Annotated in this window: 7 protein-coding genes and 1 pseudogene; 3 read left to right on the top strand and 5 right to left on the bottom strand. The window is 66.0% G+C overall.

From position 1 onward, the window contains the following. Positions 1 to 134 precede the first annotated feature (134 nt). From JHC36_RS05870 to JHC36_RS05885, 4 genes are all read right to left on the bottom strand, one after another. Positions 135 to 1,160, bottom strand: a complete 1,026-nt coding sequence (locus JHC36_RS05870) for an NAD(P)H-dependent glycerol-3-phosphate dehydrogenase (protein ID WP_287917008.1) — start codon at positions 1,158 to 1,160, stop codon at positions 135 to 137. Positions 1,161 to 1,387: 227 nt separating this feature from the next. After that, positions 1,388 to 1,843 carry a protein-export chaperone SecB gene (gene secB / locus JHC36_RS05875; protein WP_124220469.1) on the bottom strand — a complete coding sequence of 152 codons (456 nt, stop codon included), beginning with the start codon at positions 1,841 to 1,843 and terminating at the stop codon, positions 1,388 to 1,390. A gap of 41 nt (positions 1,844 to 1,884) precedes the next feature. After that, positions 1,885 to 2,145, bottom strand: a complete 261-nt coding sequence (gene grxC / locus JHC36_RS05880) for a glutaredoxin 3 (protein WP_124220471.1) — start codon at positions 2,143 to 2,145, stop codon at positions 1,885 to 1,887. 18 nt (positions 2,146 to 2,163) lie between these two features. Then, complete coding sequence (locus JHC36_RS05885) at positions 2,164 to 2,580, bottom strand: rhodanese-like domain-containing protein (protein ID WP_124220473.1); 417 nt, start codon at positions 2,578 to 2,580, stop codon at positions 2,164 to 2,166. A 92-nt stretch (positions 2,581 to 2,672) separates the two neighbouring features. On the opposite strand from JHC36_RS05885, the gene gpmA reads away from it, so the two are divergent. Together gpmA and JHC36_RS05895 are read left to right on the top strand one after the other, a co-directional pair. Beyond that, positions 2,673 to 3,419, top strand: a complete 747-nt coding sequence (gene gpmA / locus JHC36_RS05890) for a 2,3-diphosphoglycerate-dependent phosphoglycerate mutase (protein WP_287917015.1) — start codon at positions 2,673 to 2,675, stop codon at positions 3,417 to 3,419. 51 nt (positions 3,420 to 3,470) lie between these two features. Then, positions 3,471 to 4,931, top strand: a complete 1,461-nt coding sequence (locus JHC36_RS05895) for a S41 family peptidase (protein WP_287917018.1) — start codon at positions 3,471 to 3,473, stop codon at positions 4,929 to 4,931. 71 nt (positions 4,932 to 5,002) lie between these two features. Here the strand turns inward: JHC36_RS05895 and JHC36_RS05900 are convergent, their stop codons facing one another. Next, the gene (locus tag JHC36_RS05900) at positions 5,003 to 5,191 is read right to left on the bottom strand and encodes a hypothetical protein (RefSeq protein ID WP_287917021.1); all 189 of its coding nucleotides are present in this window, start codon (positions 5,189 to 5,191) and stop codon (positions 5,003 to 5,005) included. 48 nt (positions 5,192 to 5,239) lie between these two features. On the opposite strand from JHC36_RS05900, the pseudogene JHC36_RS05905 reads away from it, so the two are divergent. Further along, positions 5,240 to 5,354: pseudogene (locus JHC36_RS05905) on the top strand (molybdopterin biosynthesis protein MoeB); the annotation flags it as partial.

Raw genomic sequence — 5,354 nt, forward strand, 5'->3', positions numbered from 1 at the left:
CCGAAGGGGCGCCCCAAAACGCGCCCGAGTAGGCGCAAAGCACAGCCGTAGCTCGGGCTACGGCGCGCATTTGCAACGCCCTCTGGCGTGTTTTGGGGCGTCAAAGCGGGCATGACCAATTCCCTCTCAGCCTCTCAGGCTTCTTCTTTCGGGTCGCGCGACATCAGCGTTGCCAAGACGGCCTGCGGCGTCGCGCGGCCCTCGATCAAGGCGACCACGCCTTCGCTGATGGGCATTTCGACGCCCAACGCCCGGGCGCGCTGCACGGCCGTGCGGGCGGTGTAGACGCCCTCGGCCACATGTCCGAGCGAGGCCACCGCCTGCTCGAGGGTCTGCCCCTGCGCCAGCAACAGGCCAACGCGTCGGTTGCGGGAAAGATCTCCGGTCGCCGTCAGCACCAGGTCGCCGAGCCCGGACAGGCCGCGGAAGGTCTCCGCCCGCGCGCCCAGTGCCACCCCCAGCCGCGTCATCTCGGCCAGGCCGCGGGTGATCAGCGCCGCCCGGGCGTTGCCGCCGAGCGCAAGGCCGTCGGCCACACCGGTCGCAATCGCCAGCACGTTCTTCACCGCGCCACCGACTTCCACGCCGACGATGTCCTCGCTGCCGTAGATGCGCAATTGCGGACCATGAAAAGCCGCGAGCGCCGCCTGTCGCACCCGCGGATCGGGGCTGGCGGCCACCAGCGCAGCGGGCAGGCCACGCGCGACCTCCTGCGCGAAGCTCGGACCGCTGAGCACGCCGGCCGGCAGCTCAGGCGCGACTTCAGCGGCGATTTCATGGCCCAAGCGTCCGTGGGCCACGGCGTCGGGCGGCCCAAGCGGCTGCTCGAAGCCCTTGCACAGCCAAATGACGGGCGAGCGCGTCGGCGCCAGCGCGCGGAGCACCCCCCGCAGGCCGGCCATCGGCGTTGCCACGACGCGCAAATCGGCATCGTCGGCGGCGGACGCCGGGCGCGCATCGGCCCCGAGGAGGTCCACTTCGAGGCGGTCGGGAAAAGAGGTCTGCGGCAGGTAGCGCAGATTGCACCGTTCCGAGCGCATCGTCATCGCCTGCGCCGGGTCGCGCACGAGCAGGCGCACCCGATGGCCATCGGGGTGGCGCGCTGCGGCAATCGCCAAGGCCGTGCCCCAGGCACCTGCCCCGAGGACGTCAATCTTCATCGCCTGCCCATGCCCTTGAACCCAGATTGTCCATTAGGCGGCCCTGCGGGCCTACGCACGCCCTGGCGGTCGCTTTGCGGCGTCTTCGCGCCCGTGCTCGTCGCCCATAGCCTCGGCTATGGGCTCCTCTCCCGTGCGCCAATCCACGCGCAAATCGCCGCGCCATCTTCGTGCGTCCGAATGAACAATCTGGGTTGAACGCCGGCAACGCCCCGACCAGCGCCTCATTACTGAACGGACGCCGCTCCTTCGGCCGCGGCCGCTTGCTGCTGTTGCTCGTACATGGCCTGGAAGTTGATTTCCGCCAAGTGCACCGGCGGATAGCCCGCACGCGTGATCAGATCGGCCACGTTGCCCCGCAGGTACGGAAAGACGATCTGCGGGCAGGCGATCCCCAGCACGGGCGACATTTGGTCCTGCGGCAGGTTGCGGATTTCGAAAATGCCGGCTTGCTTGCACTCGACGAGGAACACGGTACGCTCCTCGATCTTCGTGTGCACGGTGGCGGTGACGGCCACTTCAAAAATTCCATCGGCCACGCCCGCAGCCTCGACGGCGAGTTGAATGTCCACGCTCGGCTGCTGCTGCTCGAGCAGGATCGCCGGTGCGTTGGGCTGCTCGAGCGAGGCCTCTTTGAGGTAGACGCGTTGGATCTGGAAAACGGGGGCGGCTTGTTCGGTCATGGATTTGAAGGAATAAGAAAAAGGAAACAGGAACGAAAGACTCAAGAACCCTGCAGCAGCGGCACCAAGCCGCCGCGGGCGTCGAGCGCCATGAGGTCATCGCAGCCGCCGACATGCGTGTCGCCGATGAAGATCTGGGGCACGGTGCGCCGGCCGGTGATCTGCATCATCGTCTCGCGGGCCGCCGGGTCGAGGTCGATGCGAATTTCCTCGATGGCCTGCACGCCTCGGGCCTGCAGGAGCTGTTTGGCGCGGATGCAGTAAGGGCAAACGGCCGTGGTGTACATCTTGACGGGCTGCATGGGGGACTCCTCGAAAAATCAGGCCGCAGTGCGCTCGACGGGCAAGCCCGCCTCACGCCAGGCGCGCAGACCGCCGGCGAGCGACACGGCGCGCTCGTACCCGAGCTTTTGCGCGATCGAGACGGCCCGGCGCGAGCGCACGCCCGAGGCACAGACCAAAATCACCGGCGTCGACTTGTTCTTGACCACGGCGGGCAAAGACTGCTCCAGGCGCGACAGCGGCACCGACTTCGCCTGCGCCACATGGCCGGCGGCGTACTCGGCCGGCTCACAGACATCGATCAAGACCGCTTTTTCGCGGTTGACGAGCAGCACGGCCTCGGTTGGCGTCACGCCTCCCGCCGCCGCCCCAGACCCCAGGGCCTGCCACAGCAGCATCCCGCCCGAGGTCAGCGCCAACAAAATCCACATCCAGTTATCAACGACAAACTTCATGAAAAACATCCTTTTCGGCACCGGCGAACGCCCGGCGCAATGGACGATTCTAGAATGGCGGGCTGTCTGCGCTCTGCCTCTCATATAAAACCATGTACCAACTCGTCCTCATTCGCCACGGGGAGTCCACCTGGAACCTCGAGAACCGTTTCACCGGCTGGACCGACGTCGACCTCACGCCCACGGGCGTTTCGCAGGCCATGGCTGCGGGCAAACTGCTCAAAGCCGAAGGCTTCGACTTCGACCTGTGCTACACGAGCGTGCTCAAGCGCGCCATCCACACGCTGTGGTACGCGCTCGACGAAATGGACCGCGCGTGGCTGCCCGTCGTCAAATCCTGGCGCCTCAACGAGCGCCACTATGGAGCGCTGCAGGGGCTCAACAAAGCCGATATGGTGCGCCAGTACGGCGAGGAGCAGGTACTGATCTGGCGCCGCAGCTACGACACCCCGCCACCCGCGCTCGACCCGGCGGACGCGCGCTGCGAGCGTGGTGACCCCCGCTACGCCAAGCTCAAGCCCGAAGAGGTGCCGCTGACCGAATGCCTCAAGGACACGGTGGCGCGGGTGCTGCCGTTCTGGGAGGAGTCGATCGCCCGCGCGATCAAGGCCGGCCAGCGGGTGCTCGTCGTGGCGCACGGCAATTCGATCCGCGCGCTGGTCAAGCATCTCGACAACATCTCCGACAGCGACATCGTCGGGCTCAATATTCCCAACGGCATCCCCTTGGTTTATGAGCTCGACGCGGAGCTGCGACCGCTTCGGCATTACTATCTCGGCGACGCGGAAGCCGCCGAGCGGGCCGCAGCCGCCGTCGCAAGCCAAGGAAAGTCCTGCTGAACGACGGGCACAACATCGACGGGCGACCGCAGGGGTCAGAAAGCGAGAAACATGGGCTACAAATTCAAGGTGATGGGTTGGGTGTCGGCGGGCGTCCTCGCTGGCGCGCTCGCCACCGTATCGATCCAGACGATCGCCCGTGGCAGCCTCGAGCCTTTGCCGCTCGAAGAACTGCAACAACTCGCCGCGGTGTTCGGCATCATCAAGACCGAGTACGTCGAGCCGGTCGACGAGAAAAAGCTCATCACCGATGCCATCTCCGGCATGGTCTCGAGCCTGGACCCGCACTCGCAGTATTTCGACAAGAAAAGCTACAAGGAATTCCGCGAAGGAACCACGGGCCGCTTCGTCGGGGTGGGGATCGAGATCACCCAGGAGGACGGCTTGGTGAAGGTTGTCTCGCCGATCGAGGGCTCGCCCGCGGATCGCGCCGGCTTGAAGACCGGCGACCTGATCACGCGCATCGACGGCACGGCGGTCAAAGGCCTGAGCCTCAGCGACGCCGTCAAGCGCATGCGTGGCCAGCCCAACACCCAGGTGACGCTGACCGTCTTCCGCAAGGACGAAAACCGAAGCTTTACCGTCACCATCACCCGCGAAGAAATCAAAACCCAGTCGGTGAAGGCGCGCGTGGTGGAACCCGGCTATGGGTGGGTGCGGGTTTCCCAGTTCCAAGACCAAACCGCCGAGGACTTTGCCCGCAAGCTCGAAGAACTCTACCGACAGGATCCGCGCCTCAAGGGCCTGGTGCTCGACCTGCGCAACGACCCCGGCGGCTTGCTCGATGCGGCGATTGCCATCTCGGCCGCCTTCCTTCCTGAAAACGCCGTCGTGGTGTCGACCAACGGCCAGTTGCCCGAAAGCCGCGCGGTGTTCAAGGCCTCGCCCGAGTTCTATGCCCGGCGCGGCCCCGATCCGCTGCGCGTGCTGTCGGCAAACACCCGTGCGGCGCTGCGGACCGTGCCGCTGATCGTGCTGGTCAACGAAGGCTCGGCCTCGGCGAGTGAGATCGTCGCGGGCGCCCTGCAGGACCACAAGCGCGCGGTCATCATGGGCAGCCAAACCTTCGGCAAGGGTTCGGTTCAGACGGTTCGCCCGCTCGGGCCCGACACCGCCATCAAACTCACGACGGCGCGTTATTACACGCCCAGCGGCCGCACGATCCAGGCCAAGGGCATCGTCCCCGATGTGATGGTCGACGAAACCCCCGAGGGCAATCTGTTTGCCGCGTTGCGTCTGCGTGAGGCCGACCTCGAGAAGCACCTGAGCACCACCAACGGCACGGAGAACCCGGACCCCGCCGTGGAGCGTGAACGCGAGGCCGCGAGGGAGGCGGCGCGCAAGAAGCTCGAAGAAGAAGCCAAGAAGCCCGCTGCCGAACGCAAGATCCCCGAGTTCGGCTCGCCACAGGACTTCCAGCTTCAGCAGGCGCTCAACAAGCTCAAAGGCTTGCCCGTCATCACGAGCAAAACCCAGACCGAGCGAACCGAAGAAGCCCAGCCCGCCAAATGAAGCCCGCAGCCCCTGCCCGGCGCGACCGGAGCGCGGCCTGCAAGCCTCGGCGGGGGCTGTCTCGCATGATCCTAAATCCGGCAGTTGGGCGTGCCCGGGCGGGCCGTCATCGGGTGCGCGGGCAAGGCGCAAACCACAGCCATGGCGCTTGCCATGGCGAGGATTTGCAACGCCGCCCCCGCGCCCGAGGGCGGCTCGAACGGGTACGCAGCGCTCACCCAAGCGGTGAACGGCTTATGCACCAAAAACGGTTCAAACATCAACACCTTGCATTCAGCTCAAAGCGGTCAACTGCCGGATTTAGGATGATGAACGACGAACAACTGCTGCGTTACTCGCGCCACATCCTGCTCGATGAAATCGGGGTCGAAGGGCAGCAGCGGCTGCTCGACGCCCATGCGGTCATCGTCGGTGCCGGGGGCC

The organism is Tibeticola sp. (genome assembly GCF_022759015.1).
GTDB classification, from domain to species: domain Bacteria; phylum Pseudomonadota; class Gammaproteobacteria; order Burkholderiales; family Burkholderiaceae_C; genus Tibeticola; species Tibeticola sediminis.

What these genes read in the sequence shown, in the direction of transcription:
- secB (WP_124220469.1), bottom strand. Translation starts at nt 1,843, where the DNA reads ATGACCGAACAAGCCGCCCCCGTTTTCCAGATCCAACGCGTCTACCTC.
- grxC (WP_124220471.1), bottom strand. Translation starts at nt 2,145, where the DNA reads ATGCAGCCCGTCAAGATGTACACCACGGCCGTTTGCCCTTACTGCATC.
- JHC36_RS05900 (WP_287917021.1), bottom strand. Translation starts at nt 5,191, where the DNA reads ATGTTTGAACCGTTTTTGGTGCATAAGCCGTTCACCGCTTGGGTGAGC.
- JHC36_RS05885 (WP_124220473.1), bottom strand. Translation starts at nt 2,580, where the DNA reads ATGAAGTTTGTCGTTGATAACTGGATGTGGATTTTGTTGGCGCTGACC.
- gpmA (WP_287917015.1), top strand. Translation starts at nt 2,673, where the DNA reads ATGTACCAACTCGTCCTCATTCGCCACGGGGAGTCCACCTGGAACCTC.
- JHC36_RS05870 (WP_287917008.1), bottom strand. Translation starts at nt 1,160, where the DNA reads ATGAAGATTGACGTCCTCGGGGCAGGTGCCTGGGGCACGGCCTTGGCG.
- JHC36_RS05895 (WP_287917018.1), top strand. Translation starts at nt 3,471, where the DNA reads ATGGGCTACAAATTCAAGGTGATGGGTTGGGTGTCGGCGGGCGTCCTC.